Annotated in this window: 14 protein-coding genes; 6 read left to right on the forward strand and 8 right to left on the reverse strand. The window is 70.7% G+C overall.

All coding sequences use genetic code 11. The features are described 5' to 3' along the window. Window positions 1–33 precede the first annotated feature (33 nt). On the forward strand, window positions 34–1,644 hold the full coding sequence (locus OHU89_RS06640; RefSeq protein WP_405640802.1) for an acyl-CoA synthetase: 1,611 nt from the start codon (window positions 34–36) through the stop codon (window positions 1,642–1,644). 156 nt (window positions 1,645–1,800) lie between these two features. Next, window positions 1,801–3,555: a sulfatase gene (locus OHU89_RS06645; RefSeq protein ID WP_405640804.1), complete on the forward strand. Its 1,755-nt coding sequence runs from the start codon at window positions 1,801–1,803 to the stop codon at window positions 3,553–3,555. Between the two features lie 5 nt (window positions 3,556–3,560). On the opposite strand, the gene OHU89_RS06650 is transcribed toward OHU89_RS06645, so the two are convergent. Further along, complete coding sequence (locus OHU89_RS06650) at window positions 3,561–4,415, reverse strand: alpha/beta fold hydrolase (RefSeq protein WP_405640806.1); 855 nt, start codon at window positions 4,413–4,415, stop codon at window positions 3,561–3,563. Between OHU89_RS06650 and OHU89_RS06655 the strand changes: the two genes are divergently transcribed. Together OHU89_RS06655 and paaK are read left to right on the forward strand one after the other, a co-directional pair. Next, window positions 4,414–4,569, forward strand: a complete 156-nt coding sequence (locus OHU89_RS06655) for a hypothetical protein (protein WP_405640808.1) — start codon at window positions 4,414–4,416, stop codon at window positions 4,567–4,569. The genes OHU89_RS06650 and OHU89_RS06655 overlap by 2 nt on opposite strands. A 42-nt stretch (window positions 4,570–4,611) precedes the next feature. Further along, the gene (paaK, locus tag OHU89_RS06660; RefSeq protein WP_405640809.1) at window positions 4,612–5,907 is read left to right on the forward strand and encodes a phenylacetate--CoA ligase PaaK; all 1,296 of its coding nucleotides are present in this window, start codon (window positions 4,612–4,614) and stop codon (window positions 5,905–5,907) included. On the opposite strand, the gene OHU89_RS06665 is transcribed toward paaK, so the two are convergent. After that, window positions 5,904–7,403: an acyl-CoA synthetase gene (locus OHU89_RS06665; protein ID WP_405640811.1), complete on the reverse strand. Its 1,500-nt coding sequence runs from the start codon at window positions 7,401–7,403 to the stop codon at window positions 5,904–5,906. The two genes, paaK and OHU89_RS06665, sit on opposite strands and share 4 nt — an antisense overlap. Window positions 7,404–7,510: 107 nt before the next feature. Here OHU89_RS06665 and OHU89_RS06670 point away from each other — a divergent pair, with 107 nt between their 5' ends. Then, window positions 7,511–9,904: a penicillin acylase family protein gene (locus OHU89_RS06670; protein ID WP_405640813.1), complete on the forward strand. Its 2,394-nt coding sequence runs from the start codon at window positions 7,511–7,513 to the stop codon at window positions 9,902–9,904. A 104-nt stretch (window positions 9,905–10,008) separates the two neighbouring features. On the opposite strand, the gene OHU89_RS06675 is transcribed toward OHU89_RS06670, so the two are convergent. After that, window positions 10,009–11,562 (reverse strand): acyl-CoA synthetase, encoded by a 1,554-nt coding sequence (locus OHU89_RS06675; RefSeq protein ID WP_405640815.1) that lies wholly within the window; start codon window positions 11,560–11,562, stop codon window positions 10,009–10,011. Next, the gene (locus OHU89_RS06680; protein ID WP_405640817.1) at window positions 11,559–12,668 is read right to left on the reverse strand and encodes an NAD(P)H-dependent flavin oxidoreductase; all 1,110 of its coding nucleotides are present in this window, start codon (window positions 12,666–12,668) and stop codon (window positions 11,559–11,561) included. The genes OHU89_RS06675 and OHU89_RS06680 overlap by 4 nt, the downstream gene beginning before the upstream one ends. 85 nt (window positions 12,669–12,753) lie before the next feature. On the opposite strand from OHU89_RS06680, the gene OHU89_RS06685 reads away from it, so the two are divergent. Beyond that, window positions 12,754–14,511 carry a serine hydrolase gene (locus tag OHU89_RS06685; RefSeq protein ID WP_405640819.1) on the forward strand — a complete coding sequence of 586 codons (1,758 nt, stop codon included), beginning with the start codon at window positions 12,754–12,756 and terminating at the stop codon, window positions 14,509–14,511. Window positions 14,512–14,533: 22 nt separating this feature from the next. Here the strand turns inward: OHU89_RS06685 and OHU89_RS06690 are convergent, their stop codons facing one another. From OHU89_RS06690 to OHU89_RS06705, 4 genes are all read right to left on the reverse strand, one after another. Further along, the gene (locus tag OHU89_RS06690; protein ID WP_405640821.1) at window positions 14,534–16,102 is read right to left on the reverse strand and encodes a phytoene desaturase family protein; all 1,569 of its coding nucleotides are present in this window, start codon (window positions 16,100–16,102) and stop codon (window positions 14,534–14,536) included. Between the two features lie 62 nt (window positions 16,103–16,164). Beyond that, window positions 16,165–18,402, reverse strand: a complete 2,238-nt coding sequence (locus OHU89_RS06695; RefSeq protein ID WP_405640822.1) for a tetratricopeptide repeat protein — start codon at window positions 18,400–18,402, stop codon at window positions 16,165–16,167. A 57-nt stretch (window positions 18,403–18,459) separates the two neighbouring features. Continuing rightward, window positions 18,460–19,302: an oxygenase MpaB family protein gene (locus tag OHU89_RS06700; protein WP_405640824.1), complete on the reverse strand. Its 843-nt coding sequence runs from the start codon at window positions 19,300–19,302 to the stop codon at window positions 18,460–18,462. A 10-nt stretch (window positions 19,303–19,312) separates the two neighbouring features. Further along, a complete protein-coding gene (locus tag OHU89_RS06705; protein ID WP_405640826.1) occupies window positions 19,313–20,491 on the reverse strand; it encodes an acyl-CoA dehydrogenase family protein in 1,179 nt (392 codons plus the stop codon). Window positions 20,492–20,601 lie beyond the last annotated feature (110 nt).

Below are 20,601 nucleotides of genomic sequence, written 5' to 3' on the forward strand. Positions count from 1 at the left end.
GGCAACCGGTGCGGAGCGAGGTCAGGAGGAGCGGTGGAGTACAACCTTGCCGACCTGTTCGAGTCGGTCGTCGACGTGGTCCCGGACCGCGAGGCGCTGGTGTACATCGACATCCCCGGCACGGGTGCGGAGCGCCGGCTGACGTACGCGGAGCTGGACGCGGCGGCCAACCGCATCGGTCACCATCTGATCGACAGCGGGATACAACCGGGTGAGCACGTCGGGCTGCACATGTACAACGGCATCGAGTACCTGCAGGTCGCGCTCGGCTGTCTGAAGGCCCGGGCCGTGCCGGTGAACGTCAACTACCGCTACGTCGAGGACGAGTTGGTCTATCTCTACCGGGACGCCGATCTGGTGGGCCTGGTCTTCGACGCGGAGCTCAGCGACCGGGTGGCCGCCGCGCTGCCGCTGACCCAGAAGCTGCGCCACCTCGTGCGCGTGGGCGACGCCGTGCCCGGCGTGGACGCCGTGGCCTTCACGGACGCCGAGGCCGCCGGGTCCCCCGAACGCGGGTTCCCGCAGCGCTCCGGCGACGACCAGTTCATCATCTACACCGGCGGCACCACCGGGATGCCCAAGGGTGTGATGTGGCGTCAGGAGGACCTGTTCTTCTCGGGGATGGGCGGCGGGGCGCCGACCGGCGAGCCGGTGAAGAAGCCCGAGGAGCTCGCCGAGCGTGTCGCGGCCGGCGGTTCGGGGATCACCTTCTTCCCCACTCCCCCGCTGATGCACGGCACCTCCACGCTCACCGCGTTCATCGGCTTCAACTTCGGCCAACGGGTCGTGCTGCACCGCAAGTTCTCACCCGAGGACGTACTGCGGACGATCGAGCAGGAGAAGGTCACCAGCATGTCCCTGGTCGGGGACGCGATGCTGCGGCCGCTGATCGACGCCCTCAAGGGCCCCATGAAGGGCACGGACACCTCGTCGATGTTCAGCGTGTCCTCGTCGGGGGCGATCATGTCGGACACCGTACGCCGGCAGTTCCTGGAGCTCGTCCCGAACGTGATGCTGCTCAACAACTTCGGCTCCTCGGAGTCCGGCTTCAACGGCACGGCCACCGATGACGCCGGCCCCGAGCGCGGCTTCCGGGTGCGGGTCAACTCCCGTACCCAGGTGGTCGATCCGGCCACGCACGAGCCGATCGCGGTGGGCGAGGTGGGCCGCGTCGCGCAGTGCGGCCATGTACCGCTGGGCTACTACAACGACCCGCGCAAAACCGCCGAGACCTTCTTCGAGAAGGACGGTGAGCGCTGGGTGCTGCTCGGCGACATGGCGACCGTGGACGAGGAGGGCGTCGTCATCGTCCTCGGCCGGGGCTCCCAGTGCATCAACACCGGCGGCGAGAAGGTGTACCCCGAAGAGGTCGAGCAGGCGCTCAAGTCCCATCCGGACGTGTACGACGCACTGGTGGCCGGGGTGCCGGACACCAAGTGGGGCCACCATGTGGCAGCCGTCGTACAGCTACGGGAGGGCGCGCCCCGGCCGTCCCTCGACGACATCCGGACGCACTGCCGCTCCCAGCTCGCGGGCTACAAGATCCCGCGTCAGCTGGTGATCGAGGACTCCATCCAGCGGTCCCCCAGTGGGAAGGCCGACTACCGGTGGGCACGGGAGGTGGCGGTGCGGGCGGACGGGTGACTCCCCGGCCCCTTCCTCGGCTTTTCCTCGGCTTTTCCTCGGTTTCGGTCCCGTGGGATTGAACCGAAGGTGACGTGCGGACGTACTGGTGGTGGCAGGCTCGGTCACAGGGCCCTGTTGGCATGCCATCGCAAGACCGTACGGAAGGACCGCCGGGTGTCGCTCTTCACACCTCGCTCTCGTCAGCTGCCGGAAGCCGCCGAGGGCGGTGCGGAGACGGACGACCAGGAGACGGGACAGGAGACGGTCGAGGAGGTCAGGACGAAGTCCGGCTGGTTCGGCTGGCGGACCCGCTTCCCCCGTACCGCACGCGGCATGACCATCGGCGCGACCGTCCTCGCCGCCGCCCTGGTACTCGGCGCGCTGCTCATGCCCAACCGCCTCGACCGGATGAACCTCCAGGCGTTCCTGCGCCTGCCCGTGGAGGCGATCCTCCTCGCGGGCCTGCTCCTCGCGCTGCCGAGGCGGGGACGGCGCATCACGGCCGTCGTCTCGGGCGTGCTCATCGGGCTGTTCACCATCGTCAAGTTCCTCGACATGGGCTTCCGCCAGGTCCTGGCCCGCCCCTTCGACCTGGTCTTCGACTGGATCCTGCTGGACGACGCGACCGATTTCGTCAGGGAGTCGTTCGGCCGCTCCGGGCAGGTGCTCGCGGTGACCGGGGCCATCGTGCTGGCCGTCGCCGTCCTCGCGGTGTGCACGCTCGCGGTGGTACGGCTGACGAACCTCCTGGTCCGGCACCGTCCCGTGGCTCTGCGCAGCACGCTCGTCCTCGGCATCGTGTGGATCGTCTGCTTCACGCTGGGCGTGCAGTTCGGCGGGGTCCCCTTCGCCACCAAGGGCAACACGCAGTTCGTCGCCAACCGGGTGCAGCAGGTGCGCGACGGGATCTTCGACGCCCAGGAGTTCGAGAAGCAGGCCGCCGTCGACGCCTTCGCCAAGACCCCGCCCGACCAGCTGCTGAACGGGCTGCGCGGCAAGGACGTCCTGTTCACCTTCATCGAGAGCTACGGCCGGGTGGCCATCGACGACCCGGCGATGGCCCCGCAGATCGACGCGGCCCTCCAGGAGGGCAACAGCAGGCTCAAGGCCGCCGGCTTCGCCTCGCGCAGCGCCTGGCTCCGGTCGCCCGTGACGGGCGCCGGCAGCTGGCTCGCCCACTCGACGTTCCTGTCCGGCCTGTGGGTCAAGAACCAGCAGCGCTACCGGAGCCTGACCGGTGGCGACCGCGCGACCCTGACCAGCTACTTCCAGAAGACCGGCGCCTGGCGCACGGTCGGCATCGTGCCGGGGGTCCGCAAGGCCTGGCCCGAGGGCAAGTACTTCGGCCTCGACCACATCTACGACTCCACGCACCTCGGCTACAACGGCCCCTACTTCAGCTGGACGCCGGTGCCCGACCAGTTCAGCCTGGAGGCCTTCGAGCGCCTGGAGCACGGCAAGGAGAACCGCGACCCGATCATGGCGGAGATCATCCTGGCCTCCAGCCACAACCCCTGGTCCCCCATCGCCCGCATGGTCGACTGGGACCAGCTCGGTGACGGCTCGGTGTTCGAGCAGATCAAGAAGGAGGGCACGGACCCCGGGGAGGTCTGGAAGAGCTCCAAGTCGGTGCGCACGGAGTACCGCAAGGCGGTCGAGTACTCGTTGCAGAGCCTGACCGAGTGGGTCGAGCGCTACGGCGACGACGACACGGTCCTCGTCTTCCTCGGCGACCACCAGCCCGTCCCGACCGTCACCGGGGGCGACACCAACAAGGACGTGCCCATCACCATCGTGGCCCGCGACCCGAAGGTCCTCGACCGGATCGCCGACTGGGGCTGGACGGACGGGCTCAAGCCCGCCGGGAACGCGCCCGAGTGGGGCATGGACAAGTTCCGCGACCGGTTCATGACGGCGTACGCGAAGTAACGTCCCTACCCTGCCGAGGGCAGCGGCGCCCCGAGGAACGTGATGATCCGTCGTACGAACCACTCCGGGTCGTCCAGCCACGGATAGTGCCCGGCACCGGGCTGCACCACGAGCTCGGCGTGCGGGAACACGTCCGCGGCGCGGCGGGCGAGCTCGGGCCGGGGGGCGTTGTCGACCTCCCCCGCGAGCACGAGCACCGGACGATCCAGCCGCCCGAGCGCCTCCCGGGTCGCGGGCGGGTCATAGGCGCCCGTCGATCCGTACACGTCGCCCGCCTCGTCGTTGAACTCCTCGTCCCCGCGCGCGTCGTGCGCCGCGGCGGCCTCGTCCCAGCGGCCGTAGAAGAAGGGCGCGAACACGGGGTCGTAACCGCCGGTCCCGTCGAGCGAGGCCGCGAACGCGGGGAACGCCTCCTCGAACCACGGCTCGTCCTTCCGCAACACAGCCGCCGCCAGCCGGTCCTCGTCCGTCACCGGCATGCCCAGCGCCCACGGAATGGCCGTGACCAGCGCCAGCCGCCGCACCCGCGTCGGATACCGGGCGGCGTACAGCATGGCGAGACTGCCACCGGCCGAGTGCGCGAGCAGATCCATCTCCGCCAGCCCCAGGTGAACCCGCAGCGCCTCCACGTCGTCCACGAGCCGGTCGCAGCGGTACGTCGCCGGATCAGCGGGAGCCGCGGAAGCCCCCGTGCCCCGCAGATCGAGCAGGACGAGTCGACGGTGGATGCTGAGGCCGCCCAGGTCCCCGAGGTAGACGGAGGCGCGCATGGGTCCGCCGGGCAGGACGACGAGCGGCGGCCCCTCACCCTTCAGGTGGTAGGCGAGTTCGGTCCCGTCGTACGAGGTGAAGGTCGGCATGGCGCTGATCCTCACCGTCCTGCGCCCCCGTCGCAACGGAGTTCCCTCCCGGAGCCAGGTCGATGCGGAACGACGCGTCGAGAAAGTGCGGACCGACCCCTTGCTTGATCGCCAGTGGCCTGGATTACTGATCCTCAGCAACTCGACCGAATGATCGGTCGCCCGTATTGCTGTGGTTGGTGAAGGAGACGTTCCGGTGGCGGACGCGACGGAGCTGTGGGACGCGGGGGAACGGCTCGACGAGGAGGGGCTGAGGGCGCTGCAGCTGGAGCGGCTGCGGAAGTCGCTGCGGCACGCGTACGACCATGTGGCGTTCTATCGGGAGTCCTTCGACAAGGCGGGGGTCGGTCCGGAGGACTGCCGGTCCCTCGGCGATCTCGCCCGCTTCCCCTTCACCACCAAGGCGGACCTGCGCGAGAACTACCCGTACGGGATGTTCGCCGTGCCGCAGGACCGCATCCGCCGTATCCACGCGTCGAGCGGCACCACCGGACGCCCGACGGTCGTCGGCTACACGGACGGCGACCTCTCCCTGTGGTCCGACATGGTGGCCCGCTCCCTCCGGGCGGCGGGCGGCCGGCCGGGCGACATCGTCCATGTCGCCTACGGCTACGGCCTGTTCACCGGCGGCCTCGGCGCCCACTACGGCGCCGAACGGCTCGGCTGTACGGTCATCCCCGCGTCCGGCGGCATGACGGCCCGTCAAGTCCAGCTGATCCAGGACCTCAAGCCCGGCATCATCATGGTGACCCCGTCGTACATGCTGACGATCCTGGACGAGTTCGAGCGCCAGGGCGTCGACCCGCGCGGCACCTCGCTCCGGGTCGGCGTCTTCGGTGCCGAGCCCTGGACGGAGCAGATGCGCCGGGAGATCGAGGAGCGGTTCGCTATCGACGCGGTCGACATATACGGGCTGTCCGAGGTGATCGGTCCGGGTGTGGCGCAGGAGTGCGTGGAGACCAAGGACGGGCTGCACATCTGGGAGGACCACTTCTTCCCGGAGGTCGTCGACCCGTTCACCGGCGAGGTGCTGCCGGACGGCGAGAAGGGCGAGCTGGTCTTCACCTCGCTCACCAAGGAGGCGATGCCCGTCATCCGGTACCGGACCCGGGACCTGACGCGGCTGCTGCCGGGCACGGCACGCGTGTTCCGCCGTATGGAGAAGGTCACCGGCCGCAGCGACGACATGGTGATCCTGCGCGGCGTGAACCTCTTCCCCACCCAGATCGAGGAGATCGTCCTGCGGACGCCCGGCGTGGCACCGCACTTCCAGCTCCGCCTCACCCGCGAAGGCCGCCTCGACGCCCTCACCGTACGTGCCGAGGCCCGCCCCGGCGCCACCCCCGAGGCGAGGGAGGCGGCCGCCTCGGCGATCACCGCCGCCGTCAAGGACGGCATCGGCGTCTCCGTCGCCGTCGAGATCGTCGAACCCGAGTCGCTGGAACGGTCGGTGGGCAAGATCCGACGGATCGTGGACCTGCGCCCCCGCTAGGCGAACCGGTCCCTGAGCTCCCGCTTGAGGATCTTCCCGCTCGCGTTCCGCGGCAGCTCGTCCACGAACAGCACCCGCTTCGGCGCCTTGAAGTGGGCGAGTTTCTCGCGTGCGTGAGCGATGAGTTCGGCCTCCTCCACCTCTTCCCCTTCGCGGGGGACGACGACGGCCGTCACGGCCTCGATCCAGCGCTCGTCCGGCAGGCCGATCACCGCCACCTCGGCGACGGCGTCGTGGGTGTAGAGCGCGTCCTCGACCTGGCGTGAAGCGACCAGTACGCCGCCGGAGTTGATGACGTCCTTCACGCGGTCGACAATCGTGAAGTAGCCGTGGGCGTCGCGGACCGCGAGGTCGCCGGAGTAGAACCAGCCGTCGCGGAAGGCGTCGGCGGTCTCCTCGGGCTTGTCCCAGTAGCCCTCGCACAACTGCGGCGAGCGGTAGACGATCTCGCCCGATGTGCCGTCGGGGACCTCCTTGCCGTCCTCGTCGACCACGCGGGCGTCGACGAAGAGCACCGGGCGGCCGCAGGAGTCCATCCGGCCCTTGTGCTCGTCGGGGGCCAGGACCGTGGCCAGCGGGCCGATCTCGCTCTGCCCGAAGCAGTTGTAGAAGGCGAGCTTCGGGAGCCGTTCGCGCAGTCTCTCCAGCACGGGCACCGGCATGATCGACGCGCCGTAGTACGCCTTGCGCAGTCCGTCGAGATTGCGGGTGGTGAAGTCGGGGCGGTTCGACAGGCCGATCCACACCGTCGGCGGCGCGAAGAGGCTGTCCGCGCGGTCCGCCTCGATCAGGTCGAGGATCCGGTCGCCGTCGGGCGCGTCGAGGATGATGTTGGTCGCCCCGGCCGCCAGGTACGGCAGCAGGAACACATGCATCTGCGCCGAGTGGTAGAGCGGGAGTGCGTGCACGGGACGGTCGCCCGCGCTCAGGTCCAGCGCGGTGATGGCGCTCAGGTACTCGTGCACCAGGGCGCGGTGCGTCATCATCGCGCCCTTCGGGAGCGCCGTCGTGCCCGAGGTGTAGAGCAGCTGGACCAGGTCCTCGCTGCGCGGTTCGGGCCCGTCGTACACGGGGGCCGACTCCAGCCGGGCCGGCAGCGCGTCGTCCGCGTCACGCAGAGGCAAGGTGCGTACGGCATCCGGGAGGCGGTCTGCCAGGTCCGGATCCGCGAGGACGAGTGCGCTGCCCGACTGGCCGACGATGTACGCCAGGTCCTCGCCGGTCAGGTTCTGGTTCACCGGGACGTGCACCAGGCCCGCGCGGGCGCAGGCGAGGAAGGCGATGAGGTAGGCGTCGGAGTTGCGGCCGTAGGCGCCGACCCGGTCGCCCGGCGTCAGGCCTTCGGCCAGCAGGACGCTCGCCGCTCGCGAGACGGCCTCGTCGAGTTCCTCGTACGTCCATGAGCGGTCGCCGTACTCGACCGCGACCCGTGCCGGGGTGCGCCGGGCGCTGCGCCGCAGCACCCCGTCAACCGTGCTGCCGTGTCCAGGCGTCATGACACATGATCCTCGGTCCCTCACAGCGGGAGGTCAAGCACGGGTCCAGGACACATACCCGTTGGTACGCTCAACCGCTCCTTCCCTCAATGACGTTGGGAGGCACGATGCGCACCCGCCTCAGACGAATACTCGTCGCGGCAGTCGCCCTGCTCACCGCCACGTCCGCGCTGCCGGCAGCCGCGGCCGAAGGCCAGAACCGTCAGCACCACCCCTCGCACGGCGGCCTGTCCGCCACGATCCGCTACACCGAGTACGGCATCCCGCACATCCTGGCGAAGAACTACACGGACCTCGGCTTCGGCACCGGCTGGGCGCAGGCCTCCGACCAGGTGTGCACGCTCGCCGACGGCTTCGTGACCGTCCGAGGGGAACGCTCCCGGTTCTTCGGGCCCGACGCGGCACCCGACTTCTCACTCTCCTCGGCCGCCAGGAACCTCTCCAGCGACCTCTACTTCCAGGGCGTCCGGGAGGCGCGCACGGTAGAGAAGCTGCTCGCCGAACCGGCGCCGCGGGGACCGAGCCGCCGGGCGAAGGACCTGATGCGGGGCTTCGCGGCCGGCTACAACGCCTGGCTCGAGCAGAACCGCGTCACCGACCCCGCCTGCAAGGGCGCCGCCTGGGTCCGCCCGGTGACGGCCCTCGACGTGGCCGCGCGCGGCTTCGCGCTCGCCGTCCTCGGCGGGCAGGGGCGCGGCGTGGACGGCATCACCGCCGCCCAGCCGCCCACGACGACCTCCACGGCGGCGCCCGACGCCCAGGACACCGCCCGTGCGGCCCGGGAACTGCTGGCCGCCGACACCGCCGACATGGGCTCCAACGCCGTCGCCTTCAGCGGCACGACCACCGCCGACGGCCGCGGGTTGCTGCTGGGCAACCCCCACTACCCCTGGCAGGGCGGCCGTCGCTTCTGGCAGTCGCAGCAGACGATCCCCGGTGAACTCAACGTCTCCGGCGGCTCCTTGCTCGGCTCCGCGACGGTCTCCATCGGCCACAACGCGAAGGTGGCCTGGAGCCACACCGTCGCGACCGGTGTCCCCCTCAACCTCCATCAGCTGACGCTGGATCCGGCCGACCCCACGGCCTACCTCGTGGACGGCAAGCCGGAGAGGATGACCAAGCGCTCGGTGACCGTCCAGGTGAAGGACGGCGCCCCGGTGACACGGACGCAGTGGTGGACCCGGTACGGGCCCGTGGTCACCTCGTTCGGCGCCTCGCTGCCCCTGCCCTGGTCCAGCACGACGGCGTACGCCCTCAACGATCCCAACTCCGCCAACCTGCGCGCCTCCGACACCGCCCTCGGCTTCAGCAGGGCCCGCTCCACGGCGGAGGTCCTCGGCTCGCTGAAGCGCACACAGGGCCTGCCGTGGGTGAACACGGTCGCCGCCGACTCGGGCGGCCACACCCTGTTCACCCAGTCCCAGGTGCTCCCCCGCATCACCGACGAGCTGGCCCAGCGCTGCTCCACGCCCCTGGGCAAGGTCACCTATCCCTCCGCCGGGCTGGCGATCCTCGACAGCTCGCGTGGCGACTGCGCGCTCGGCTCCGATCCCGACGCCGTGCAGCCGGGCGTCTTCGGTCCGGCGAAGATGCCGACCCTGACGGACGCCGCGTACGCGGAGAACTCCAACGACAGCGCCTGGCTGGCCAACGCCGACCGGCCGCTGACCGGGTACGAGCGGGTCTTCGGCACCATCGGCACACAGCGGTCGCTGCGGACCCGGGGTGCGATCGAGGACGTGTCGGCGATGGCACAGCGCGGTCGGCTGACCGTGCGGGATCTGCAGGAGCAGCAGTTCGCCAACCGGGTGCCCGCGGGCGACCTCGCCGCGGCCGACGCGGCGAAGGCGTGCGCGGCACTGCCGGGAGGTACGGCAACGGGCAGTGACGGCAAGGCCGTTGATGTCAGCGAGGCCTGTGGGTCGCTCGCCGCGTGGGACCGTACGGTGAACACCGACAGCCGGGGCGCGCTGCTCTTCGACCGGCTGTGGCGCAAGATCCCGGCGGCCCAGCTCTGGGAGGTGCCGTTCTCGGCCGCCGACCCGGTGCACACACCGAACACCCTCAACACGGCGGCGCCCGCCTTCGCCACGGCTCTCGCGGACGCGGTCACCGAGTTGCGGGCGGCGGGCATCGCGCTGAACTCCCCGCTCGGCCGGCACCAGTTCGTCGTTCGCGACGGCCGGCGCATCGCGGTCTCGGGCGGCACCGAGTCCCTGGGCATCTGGAACAAGGTCGAGCCGGTGTGGGACCCGGCTCAGGGGGGCTACACGGAGGTGACCACCGGCTCCAGCTACATCCAGGCGGTCGGCTGGGACGGCAGCCGCTGCCCGGTGGCCCGCACCCTCCTGTCGTACTCCCAGTCCTCGAACCCGAACTCGCCGCACTACAGCGACCAGACCCGGCTGTACTCCCAGGAGAAGTGGGTGACGTCCCGCTTCTGTGAGCGGGACATCCTGACGTCGCCGGGACTGAAGGTGGTCCATGTGCGCGAACGCTGAGGCTCCCGTCGCCAGGGCGTAGCCGAACCCGACGGTGTCGTCCAGCTCTCCGGCGAGAGCTGGACGACACCGTCGGGTTCGGGGAACTCCCCTGCTACAGGGGTTCACACCGGGCGGACACGGCCCTCCCAGTACGGGTCCCGCAGCCGTCGCTTGTACAGCTTGCCGTTGGGGTCGCGGGGCATCTCGGTGATGAAGTCGACCGTCTTGGGGCACTTGTAGCCGGCGAGCCGGCCGGCGCAGTGGGCGAGGACGTCGGCGGCCAGGTCAGGTCCGGGTTCGTGGCCCGGGGCCGGTTCCACGACCGCCTTGACCTCCTCGCCCCAGTCGTCGTGCGGGATGCCGAAGGCGGCGGCGTCGGCGACCGCGGGGTGCTGGAGCAGGACGGACTCGATCTCGGCGGGATAGATGTTGACCCCGCCCGAGATGATCATGTCGATCTTGCGGTCGCGGAGGAAGAGATAGCCGTCCTCGTCGAGGAGGCCGAGATCACCGACGGTGAAGAAGTCGCCGATGCGGTTCTTCTTCGTCTTGGTCTCGTCCTTGTGGTACGAGAAGCCGCCGGTGTTCATCTTCAGGTACACGGTGCCCAGTTCACCGGGAGGCAGCCGGTTGCCGTCGTCGTCGAAGATCGCCAACTCACTGATGGGCCAGGCCTTTCCGACCGTGCCCGGCTTCTTCAGCCAGTCCTCCGCGGTGGCGAAGGCGCCGCCGCCCTCGCTGGCCGCGTAGTACTCCTCCACACAGGGGCCCCACCAGTCGAGCATCGCCCGCTTCACATGGTCGGGGCAGGGCGCCGCGCCGTGGATGGCGTGCCGCATGGCGGAGACGTCGTAGCGCGCCTTGATGCCCTCCGGCAGCGCCAGCAGGCGGTGGAACTGGGTCGGGACCATGTGCGTGTGGGTGCATCGCTCCCGGTCGATCAGGCGGAGCATCTCCTCGGGCGTCCACTTGTCCATCAGCACCAGGCGATGACCGATGTGCAGGGAAGCGCTCGCGAACTGGAGCACCGCCGTGTGGTAGAGCGGCGAGCAGACGAGGTGCACGTTGCCGTCGTGCGGCCTGATGCCGAAGATGCCGAGGAAGCCGCCGAGGTAGGCCTCCTCGGGGAGCTTGCCGGTCAGCGGCCGGCGGATGCCGCGGGGGCGGCCTGTGGTGCCCGAGGTGTAGTTCATGACCCAGCCGAGCGTGCGGTCCTCGGGCGCCGACTCCGGCTGTCCTTCGAGGAGTTCGGCGTACGGGCGGAAGCCCTCGACCTCGCCGATCGCATACCGGTGGGTGGCGGGCAGGCCCGCCTCGTCGGCGGCCTCGCGGGCCGGGCCGGCGAAGCGCTCGTGGGCGAGGAACACCTTGGCGCCGGAGTCGGCGACGATCCAGGCGATCTCCGGGCCCACGAAGTGGTGGTTGATCGGGACGAGGTAGAACCCGGCCTGGGTGGCGGCGAGATGGGCGGTGAAGAACTCGACGCCGTTGGGCAGGACGACCGCGAAGGCGTCCCCGCGCTCCATGCCGGCGGCGCGCAGGCCGTGCACGAGACGGTTGGCGGCGGCGTGCAGCCGGCCGGCGGTCCACTTCTCGCCGTCGGGGGCGACGAGGACCGTGCGGTCGGGGTCGGCGGTGGCCTGGGCCCAGAAGCCCGCGGGGGGTGTGCTCGTCACTGGCCGCTCCTTCCGGCGATGCGGTTGACGCGGTCGACGGCCTGCTCGAAACCGCGCGTGAGGTCGTCGAAGACGGCCTGGACGCTGCGTTCGCTGTTCATCCGGCCGACGATCTGTCCGACGGGGGTGCCGAGCAGGGGCTCGACCTCGTACTTCTGGATGCGCGTGAGGGCATCGGCGACGAGCAGGCCCTGGAGGGGCATGGGCAGGGTGCCGGGGCCGTTCGGGTCGTCCCAGGCGTCCGTCCACTCGGTCCGCAGCTGACGTGCGGGTTTCCCGGTCAGGGCGCGCGAGCGGACCGTGTCGCCGGAACCGGCCTCCAGCAGCTTCCGTGTCACCGCGGGCGAGGACATCTCGGCCTCGGTGCAGGTGAGCCACAGCGAGCCCAGCCACACACCCTGGGCGCCGAGCGCCAGCGCGGCCGCCACCTGCCGTCCGCTGCCGATGCCGCCCGCGGCCAGTACCGGCAGCGGGTCGACGGCGTCGACGGCCTCGGGGGTCAGCACCATCGAGGCGATCTCGCCGGTGTGTCCGCCGGCCTCGTAGCCCTGGGCGACGACGATGTCGATGCCGCCTTCCTTGTGCTTGACGGCGTGCCGGGCGCTGCCCGCGAGCGCGGCGACGAGCACGCCCCGGTCGTGGGCGCGTTCCACGACATCCGCGGGCGGTGAGCCGAGGGCGTTGGCGAGCAGCTTGATCGGGTAGTCGAAGGCGACGTCGAGCTGGGTGCGGGCGACCTGCTCCATCCACCCGGTGATCCGCCAGCCGGACACCTCCCCCTCGGCCAGTTCGGGTACGCCGTACTTGGCGAGGGTGTCCTTGACGTACTGCCGATGCCCCTCGGGGATCATGGCCTCGACCTCGGCCTCGGTCACCCCCTCGACCTTCTTGGCGGGCATGACGACGTCCAGTCCGTACGGCCTGCCCTCGACGTGGGCCTCGATCCAGTCGAGGTCGCGCTTGAGATCGTCGGGGGCGGTGTAGCGGACCGCGCCGAGCACGCCGAAGCCGCCGGCCCGGCTGATGGCCGCAGCGACGGCGGGGAACGGCGTGAAGCCGAAGATGGCGTGCTCGACTCCCAGTTTCTTGCTCAGCTCCGTCTGCATGGGCGCAGGATGCCGCAGTCCTCCGGAGGACGGAAGGGGTTTTCTGATGCTCCGTCAGATTCGGTTGCCGCGTTAGAGTTCCACGATGACTGATGAGGTGTCCACCGGACTGACCCGCCGTCAAATCACCCGAAGAGCCCTCGCCGTGGGGGGCGCGCTGGCCATCGCCCCGTTTCCCGCAGGACCCGCGGCCGCGTCCACCAGCCGCAGTACACTGCGCCACGGCACCCCGGCGCAGGCCGGCCTCCTCTCCGCCCACCTGCGCCAACTCGTCACCGACGCGGAGACGTTCCTCGCCCCCTTCCCCAAGCACCCCTGGTACGCGGGCGCCGTGCTGCTCGCCGGACGCGGCGGCACCGTGGCGCTGCACCGGCCGATCGGCATGGCGGTGCGCTACTCGGCGTACGACGAGAAGACCGACGCCGGCGTCGAGTTCGCACCCGAGGACCAGATCCCCATGGCCGAGGACACCGTCTTCGACCTGGCCTCGGTGTCCAAGCTGTTCACCTCGATCCTGGCGGTGCAGCAGATCGAGCGGGGCGCGCTGGAGCTGGAGGGCACGGTCGCCGCGTATCTCCCGGAGTTCGCGGGCGCGGGCAAGCAGGACATCACGATCCGTCAGCTCCTCACGCACACCTCGGGGTTCCGGGCGTGGATCCCGCTGTACAACGCGCCGACGTACGAGGAGAAGCTCCAGCTCATCTGGAACGAGGCACCTCTCAACCCGCCGGGTACGAAGTACCTCTACTCCGACCTCAACCTGATCTCCCTCCAACTGGTCCTGGAGAAGATCACCGGCCGCACCCTGGACACACTCCTCCAGGACGAGATCACCGCCCCGCTCGGCATGCGTCGCACCCGCTACAACCCGCCCGCCTCCTGGAAACCGAAGATCGCGGCGACAGAAGACGCGCGAAAGCCCTGGTCCGGCCTTGACCGAGGACTGGTGTGGGGTGAGGTGCACGACGAGAACGCGTTCAGCCTGGGCGGAGTCGCGGGCCACGCGGGCGTCTTCTCCTGCGCCTGGGACCTGGCAGTGCTCGGCAGGACGCTGCTCAACGGGGGCTCCTACGGCCGGGTCCGCATCCTGCGTCGCGAGTCCGTGGAGTTGATGTTCACCGACTTCAACACCGCGTTCCCGGGGGACGAACACGGGCTCGGCTTCGAGCTCTACCAGCACTGGTACATGGGCGCGATGGCGACACCGCGCACGGCCGGACACACGGGCTTCACCGGCACGTCGCTGGTCCTCGACCCGACGACGGACTCGTTCCTGATCGTGCTGGGCAACTCGGTGCACCCGGTGCGGAGTTGGCGCTCCGGCTCCGCTCCCCGGGTGGCCGCCGCGAACAACCTGGCGCGCGCCGTTCCGGTGCGTCCGCGGTACGGCCGCAGCGCCTGGTTCTCCGGCATGGCGAGCGCCACGACGGCCACGCTCACGTTGCCGGTCCTCGACACGTCGTCGGGCGGCGCACGGCTGCGGTGCGCACTGTGGTGGGACACCGAACCCCAGGCGGACACCCTCGCGTTGGAGGCGACGACGGACGGCGGCGCGACATGGCATCCGGTCCCGTTCGCGACCACACGCCCCGACGAGGCGCATCCCACGGGCACGGTCACCGGCTGGTCGGGCCGTGCGTGGCACCGGCTCACGGCGGACCTGCCGGCGCACCCTCAACTGGCCCTGCGTTGGCGGTACACGACCGATCGGCTGTACGTGGGCCGTGGAGCGTACGTCGACGGGCTGCGCGTGGGGGCCTCCGACGGCGTCCTCTTCGACGAGGCGCGCTCGAGTGACGCCGAACGGATCGCCGCTGCGGGATGGGTGCCGGCCGCCGACTGAATGCGTCCGTCAGCACCCCCACCTAGCCCCCGTCCGCCCCCTCCAACACCACCATCGCCGCATTGTGCCCCGGCACCCCGCTGACCCCACCCCCGCGCACCGCACCCGCCCCGCACAGCAGCACGTTCCCGTGCCGCGTCTCCACGCCCCACCGCCCAGCCCCTTCCTGGGCGTACGGCCAGGACAGATCCCGATGGAAGATGTTCCCCCCGGGGAGCCGCAGGTCCTGTTCCAGATCGAGCGGGGTCTTCGCCTCGATGCAGGGCCGTCCCTCCGCGTCGACGGCGAGACAGTCGGCCAGCGGCTCGGCGAGCTGGGCGTCGAGCTGGGCGAGCGTCGACTTCAGCAACTCCTCGCGGACGGCGTCGTTGTCGCCCTCGAAGAGCCGCGCAGGCGTGTGCAGGCCGAACAGCGTCAGCGTCTGGTACCCCTGCTCCACCAGCTCCGGGCCGAGGATCGTCGGATCCGTCAGCGAGTGGCAGTAGATCTCCGACGGCGGGGCCGCGGGCAGCTCACCGGCTGCGGCCTGGGTGTAGGCGGCGGCGAGCTGCTCGTACCCTTCCGCGATGTGGAAGGTGCCGGAAAAGGCCGCGCGTGGGTCGACGGAGCTGTCCCGCAGCCGGGGGAGCCGCTTGAGCAGCATGTTCACCTTGAGCTGCGCACCCTCCGCGGGGGCGGGCGGCTCGTCGCCGGTCAGGTCCGCCAGTGCCTGCGGGGAGGCGTTCACCAGGACGTGCCGGGCGGCCACCGCCCCTTCCCCCTCGGCCGTCCGAAACGCGACCTCCGCCATACGACCGTCCGTGGCGATCCGCACCGCCTCGTGCCCGGTGGCGATGACGGCACCCGCGTCGCGCGCGGCGGCGGCCAGGGCGTCGGTGAGGGCGCCCATGCCGCCGACGGGGACGTCCCAGTCACCGGTGCCGCCGCCGATCACGTGGTACAGGAAGCAGCGGTTCTGCTTCAGCGAAAGATCATGCGCGTCGGCAAACGTGCCGATCAGCGCGTCGGTGAGGACGACACCCCGGACCAGGTCATCAGCGAATCGGTCCTCCACCGTCACGCCGATCGGCTCCTCGAACAGCGCCCGCCAGGCCTCCTCGTCGTCCACCCGGCGCCGCAGCTCATCCTGCGTGGGCAGCGGTTCGGTGAGGGTCGGGAAGACCCGTTCGGCGACGCGGCCGGTCATGCCGTAGAAGCGCTGCCAGGCCTCGTACTCGTGCTTCCCGCCCGTCAGGCGCTCGAAGGCCTCGCGGGTGCGTCGCTCGCCGCCGCCCACCAGGAGGCCGGTGGGCTGTCCGTCGCGTTCGACGGGGGTGTACGAGGAGATGGTGCGCTTGCGGACCCGGAAGGTCAGGCCCAGATCCCGGACGATCTTCTTCGGGAGCAGGCTGACCAGGTACGAGTAGCGCGACAGCCGTGCGTCGACGCCGGCGAAGGGCCGACTGGAGATCGCGGCGCCGCCGGTGTGGTCGAGGCGTTCCAGGACCAGGACGGAGCGTCCGGCCCGGGCGAGGTAGGCGGCGGCGACGAGGCCGTTGTGACCCCCGCCGACGATCACGGCGTCGTACGTGTGTCCCTCGAGTGCAGGCATGTCTCTTCGTAACACGCGATGATCGTCGGCGGCCAGGGGTGTACGGCGGTACGGCGACGGGGTCAGGGGCCCTGGGACGCCCGCTGCTGACGCAGCACCGCCACCCGCCGGTACAGCTCCACGGCCTCGGCGCCACGGCCGAGCTGTTCCAGGCAGTGGGCCTCGTCGTTGCGGCTGGCGAGGGTGTCGGGGTGGTCGGCGCCGAGGACGCGTTCGCGGGCGGCGGCCACTCTGCGGTACTCGGTGAGGGCGTCGGCCCAGCGACCCAGCCAGCCCAGGCCGACGGCGACCTCGCGGCGGCTGACGAGGGTGTCGGGGTGTTCCGGGCCGAGGACGCGCTCGCGGATGGCGCACACGTCGCGGGACTCGGCGAGGGCCTCCTCCCAGCGGCCGAGGCGGCCGAGGTTGACGCCGAGGCCGTGGCGGGCGCGGAGGGTCTCGGGGTGGGCGGGGCCGTGGACGCGGGTGCGGTCGTCGATCAGGTCGCGGTAGAGCTGGAGCGCCTCCGTGCTGCGGCCGAGGCGGCCGAGGCTGATGCCGACCTCATAGCGGGCGGCGAGGGTGTCGGGGTGGTCGGACCCGAGAGCCTGGGCCCGGGCCTCGGCGACCTCGTGGTAGGTCTGCAGGGCTTCCGGCCAGCGTCCCAACTGGCCCAGCGCGTAGGCGACTTCGTAGCGGGTCACCAGGGTGTCGGGGTGGGCGGGTCCAAGGACGCGGGCGCGGGCCGCCGCGACGTCGCATGCCATGCGGTAGGAGTCCTCCAGGCGGCCGAGCCGGCTGAGGTTGAAGGCGAGGTTGTGGCGGCAGCGCAGGGTGTCGGGGTGGTCGGGACCCATGGTGCGCTCGCGGGCGGCGAGGACGGACGTGTAAACCTGGTGGGCGTCGAAGTGACGGCCCAACTGGCCCAGCACGTACGCCATTTCCTGACGCGCGGCGAGGGTGTCGGGGTCGTCCGGGCCGAGGGAGAGACTGCGGCTGCGGGCGACGTGTTTGTACTCGCGCAGGGCGTCGGCGGCGCGGCCGGTGCGGCTGAGGGTGAAGGCGACCTCGTAGCGGCTGGCGAGGGTGTCCGGGTGGTCGGGGCCGAGCAGGTGCTCGCGCTCGGCGGCCACCGCGCGGTGCACCTCACCGGCCTCCGACCAGCGGCCCAGCCGGCCCAGGCTGAGCCCCGCGTTGTGCCGTCCGGTCAGGGCGGTGAGGGCCTCCGGCGTCGGGGCGGCCGATTCGTCGGGGCTGGATTCCTCGACCTGCCGTCCGGTGGTGGGCCGGGGGATCCACTCGCCGGTGAGCCCCGCTCCGGCGTCCGGTGGCGTGGTGCCGAGGCCGGCGCCGGTGGCCTTGTGGCCGGTGGTCATGCCACGGGTCCAGGACGGCAGACGGGCCGCGCGGGCGGTGGGCTCGGGCCGGAGCGTCGGCTGGGGTGTCACCACGGTGGGCACGTACGCCGGTGTCGTGCGCCCCAGGCTGATGCGGCGGCCCAACTCGCGGGCGTCGTGCGGGCGTTGTTCGGGCAGCTTGGCCAGCAGGTCCAGGATGATCTTCTCGAAGTATGCGGGCACCTCCGCGCGGTGGCTGCGCGGCGGGCGGGGCGGGGTGTCGCGGTGGCCGACGAGGATCGCCCAGGCGTCGTCGAGGTCGAACGGGGGTACCCCGGTGGCGATCTCGTACAGCACGCACCCCAGTGAGTACAGGTCGCTGCGCTGGTCGACCTCGGAGCCGCCGATCTGCTCCGGCGACATGTAGTGCGGGGTGCCCATGGCGATGCCGGTGCCGGTGAGCCGGGAGGTGAAGCCGATGTCGTGGCCGAGCCGGGCGATGCCGAAGTCGCAGATCTTCACCGTGCCGTCGGTGAGCCGCATGATGTTCGCGGGCTTCAGGTCGCGGTGCACGATGCCCTGTTGGTGGGTGTAGGCGAGAGCGGCTGACACCTGGTCGGCGATCTCCACGACGTCGGCGACGGGCAGCGGGTGATGCTTGTTGTCCTCCAGGAGCTGGCTGAGGTTGCGGCCCTCCAGCAGCTCCATGACGAGGTAGAGGATTCCGTCGGACTCTCCGAAGTCATGGACGACGGTGATCCCGCGGTGCTGGAGGGCGGCGGCCACCCGGGCCTCGCGGCGGAACCGCTCGCGCAGCACCCGGGTGAAGGACTGGTCATGGGACGGACCCAGCGGTTTGAGGCACTTCACGGCGACACGACGGCCCAGCGACTCGTCGCGCGCCTGCCACACCTCGCCCATGCCGCCGCGCCCGATCAGATCGAGCAGCCGGTAGCGGCCCTGGATCAGCTTGCTGTCCCCCATCTGCTGCGATCGCCCCCGATGGTCTCGCCCCGCCCCTGGCCCGTCCAGTATGGCGAGCTATCTACCCACTTTGTATGGGACCGGGCGCGAGCCGGGGCCGAGCCGTGACATGGCCCGGAGGATGTGTTTGGGCGGGAGTTGCCAGCGAAGACGTGCGGGAACACAGCGCAAGAGGGTGCCTGTGGCACGCAACTGGCGGGTGACGGTGGCGGGTTTCGGGGCCGGCCTGCCGTACAGCTCGTGGGCGTACGGCGGCAGAGCGGCGTACGCCAGTTGTGCCACGCGCCGCCACAGCACCTCACGCGCCGGGACGAGGAGGGGATGCGTCGGCGGGCGGAGCAGGAAGTCGTCCACGGCGCGTGCCTCGGGTCCGACGGCCAGTTCGGGGCGCACCTTCTCGAAGTAGGCGTCCATCTCGGTCTGGTCGGCGGGTACGGCGTCCGGGTCGAGGCCCACCAGGCGGGCGCCGACCCGCTGTTCGGCTATGTAGCGGTCGGCCAGTTCGTCGGTGAGCCGGAATCCGGAGCGGCGCGCGACCTGCAGATAGGAGTCGACCTCGGCGCAGTGCACCCACAGCAGCAGCTCGGGTTCGTCGACGCCGTACCGCTCCCCCGTGTCCGGGTCGACGGCCGACAGCATGGTGTGGATCTTCCGGACGCGAGCACCCGCCTTCTCCGCCGCCTCGGTGGTGCCGTAGCTGATGGTGCCGACGAAGTTCGCGGTACGCATCAGCCGGCCCCAGGCGTCCTTGCGGAAGTCGGAGTTCTGCATGACCCCGCGCACCGCACGCGGGTGCAGGGCCTGGAAATAGAGCGCGCGGACACCGGCGACCCACATCATCGGGTCGCCGTGCATCTGCCAGGTCACCGACTTCGGTGTGAACAGTCCGGGATCACCCATGTCTCGAAGGCTAACGCCGTACCCTCGGCATCCCCAGACCGATCCACGAGATGATCTCCCGCTGGATCTCGTTGTTGCCGCCGCCGAAGGTGAAGATCACGGCCGAGCGGTAGCCGCGTTCCAGCTCCCCGTGGAGCACCGTGCCCGCCGAGCCCTCCTTCAGGGCGCCCGCCGCGGCGACGACCTCCATCAGCGAGGCGTAGGCGTCGCGGCGGGCCTCGGAGCCGTACACCTTGACCGCGGAGGCGTCCTGCGGGGTGAGGGTGCCGTCCTGGACCGCGCTGACCATCTGCCAGTTGAGGAGCTTGAGGGCTTCCAGCCTGGTGTGGGTCCGGGCGAGAAGGCGGCGCACCCAGGGCAGGTCGACGACGCGGCGGCCGTCGGCGAGCTTGGTCTCCGTGGCCCAGCGCTGGACGTCGTGCAGGGCGCGGATCGCCATGGTGCCGTGGGCGGCGAGGGTGACGCGTTCGTGGTTGAGCTGGTTGGTGATCAGCCGCCAGCCCTGGTTCTCGGCGCCGACGCGGCGGGTGACGGGGACGCGGATGTCCTCGTAATAGCTGGCCGTGGTGTCGTGGCCGGCGAGGGTGTTGATGACGGTGAAGGAGTAACCGGGGTCGGTGGTCGGCACCAGCAGCATGCTGATGCCCTTGTGGGGCGGGGCGGCCGGGTCGGTACGGGTCGCGAGCCATACCCAGTCGGCGGTGTCGCCGTTGGTCGTCCAGATCTTCTGACCGTTGACGACATATTCGTCGCCGTCGCGCACCGCTCGGGTCTTCAGGGACGCCAGATCCGTGCCCGCGTCGGGCTCGCTGTAGCCGATCGCGAAGTCGATCTCGCCGGAGAGGATCTTGGGCAGGAAGTACGCCTTCTGCTCGTCCGTGCCGAACTGCATGATCGTCGGTCCGACGGTGTTCAGGGCCATGAGCGGCAGCGGCACCCCGGCCTGGGCGGCTTCGTCGAAGAAGATGAACTGCTCGATCGCGCTCAGCCCGCGTCCGCCGTACTCCTTGGGCCAGCCGACGCCGAGCCAGCCGTCCGCGCCGAGCCGCCGGATGATGTCGCGGTAGTAGCGCTTCTGCTCACGCCGGTCGCCGTGGCGGGCGAGCGAGTCCTCGGGGACCAGCTCGGCGAAGTAGGCGCGCAGTTCGGTGCGCAGCCGCTGCTGCTCGGGCGTGTATTCGAGATGCACGGCGCCTCCAGGCTCCCCGGGACCGGTCCTGTCGGCGCACACGGTAGAACGTGTTCCAGAAATTGGGAATGGCGAGGGCACACGAAAGGGCCCCCGGAGTACCGGGAGCC

This window comes from Streptomyces sp. NBC_00019, assembly GCF_045041015.1.
GTDB lineage: Bacteria > Actinomycetota > Actinomycetes > Streptomycetales > Streptomycetaceae > Streptomyces.

Excerpts from the sequence above, each read along its gene's own strand:
- OHU89_RS06655 (WP_405640808.1), top strand. The coding sequence starts at position 4,414 with ATGGCGCTGATCCTCACCGTCCTGCGCCCCCGTCGCAACGGAGTTCCC.
- OHU89_RS06650 (WP_405640806.1), bottom strand. The coding sequence starts at position 4,415 with ATGCCGACCTTCACCTCGTACGACGGGACCGAACTCGCCTACCACCTG.
- OHU89_RS06665 (WP_405640811.1), bottom strand. The coding sequence starts at position 7,403 with ATGACGCCTGGACACGGCAGCACGGTTGACGGGGTGCTGCGGCGCAGC.
- OHU89_RS06670 (WP_405640813.1), top strand. The coding sequence starts at position 7,511 with ATGCGCACCCGCCTCAGACGAATACTCGTCGCGGCAGTCGCCCTGCTC.
- OHU89_RS06680 (WP_405640817.1), bottom strand. The coding sequence starts at position 12,668 with ATGCAGACGGAGCTGAGCAAGAAACTGGGAGTCGAGCACGCCATCTTC.
- OHU89_RS06685 (WP_405640819.1), top strand. The coding sequence starts at position 12,754 with ATGACTGATGAGGTGTCCACCGGACTGACCCGCCGTCAAATCACCCGA.
- OHU89_RS06690 (WP_405640821.1), bottom strand. The coding sequence starts at position 16,102 with ATGCCTGCACTCGAGGGACACACGTACGACGCCGTGATCGTCGGCGGG.
- OHU89_RS06695 (WP_405640822.1), bottom strand. The coding sequence starts at position 18,402 with ATGGGGGACAGCAAGCTGATCCAGGGCCGCTACCGGCTGCTCGATCTG.
- OHU89_RS06700 (WP_405640824.1), bottom strand. The coding sequence starts at position 19,302 with ATGGGTGATCCCGGACTGTTCACACCGAAGTCGGTGACCTGGCAGATG.